At 58.5% G+C, this 776-nt stretch carries 1 pseudogene; it reads right to left on the reverse strand.

Features of this window, described 5'->3' with window-relative positions:
• Window positions 1-109, reverse strand: a pseudogene (locus MKK70_RS10205) (IS481 family transposase); the annotation flags it as partial.
• Window positions 110-776 lie beyond the last annotated feature (667 nt).

Genomic DNA, 776 nt, shown 5'->3' on the forward strand with positions numbered 1-776 from the left:
TCTGGTTGATCCCATGCCCCTTCGAAGGGTCCTCCAGGTTCGCTTGACTATCCTGGATCGCTCGCCGGTTCCCCTCCGTCGTTGTGGCGCTGCCGTGAAGAACTTGGCCCCAGGCCCGTCCCTCCCCCCCGACGTGAAAATCGCACCATCAAACCCTGGAATCAAACATCTAGAGCGTTTTCGGTTTGCACTGAGTCGATACGGCGGGACCCAATGCCTCAAAAGCCGTTTACACTTCTGGACTCATTGTTGCATGCTGCATCGCACTCGACTTTCTGTGCGGTGCGAGGCTTGAGAGCATGCTCGAATTGATGAGGCAGATAACCGTCAGCATAGCAGAGCTTGAAGCTATGGCGGATCAGCAGGCAGCGCTCGCTGATAGTCCCACCGCACATGATGCGGCGGATGCCATACGACGGGCTGCACAGCATCATCGGCTACAGGCTGACGAACTCCGTTTGGAACTGGCATCCCTTGGCTCACACTTCGTTGCCGAGAACGTGCCGATACCGTCGGTCAGTGTTAGCTCGTTTGCTCCCTAAGACCGCGACAAGGTACCGACCGCAAATGCGCCGGCCGCGCTCAGGCGTGATGCTGTCCGACGTCAGCACCTGTGGGACAGAATGAGGGTCTTAACGAACGGAGGATGGCTGGTTCATCGTAGCCCCTGAGGAGCGAAGATGAAGCAGACATCCGGACCGGCCAAGAAGCCGGCAGAAGCGGTGATCAAGGACATCCGTCGGGCCACACGTCGGCAGTTCTCGTCCGAGGAGAAG

It is taken from the genome of Methylobacterium sp. E-041 (assembly GCF_022829665.1).
Lineage (GTDB): Bacteria > Pseudomonadota > Alphaproteobacteria > Rhizobiales > Beijerinckiaceae > Methylobacterium.